Raw genomic sequence first — 309 nt, forward strand, 5'->3', positions numbered from 1 at the left:
CCAACATTTGCGAGTGTTCAGTTCAATCAAGCTAACATTGTTTGGTATACAGCTTTAACAGGCGGAACATTGATTCCATCTGCGACAGCTCTAGCAACAGGCCAGTATTTTGCCGCGATTTCAGACCCTGCAACAGGATGTGAGAGCGCTTCAAGATTGACAGTTGATGTGATTGTAAATGATCCTGGAACGCCAACATTGGTTACAGCAGGAACACAAAGTTTCTGTAAAGAAGATCTTCCGACATTTGCAAGTGTTCAGTTCAATCAAGCTAACATCGTTTGGTATACAGCGATAACAGGCGGAACA

General features: G+C 43.4%; 1 protein-coding gene. It reads left to right on the top strand.

Annotated elements, in window-relative coordinates; all coding sequences use genetic code 11:
• Positions 1-309: Ig-like domain-containing protein (locus DM397_RS00260; RefSeq protein WP_162615419.1), on the top strand; the 309-nt coding region annotated here is incomplete at both ends.

This window comes from Flavobacterium nitrogenifigens (assembly GCF_003254565.1).
Taxonomy (GTDB): domain Bacteria; phylum Bacteroidota; class Bacteroidia; order Flavobacteriales; family Flavobacteriaceae; genus Flavobacterium; species Flavobacterium nitrogenifigens.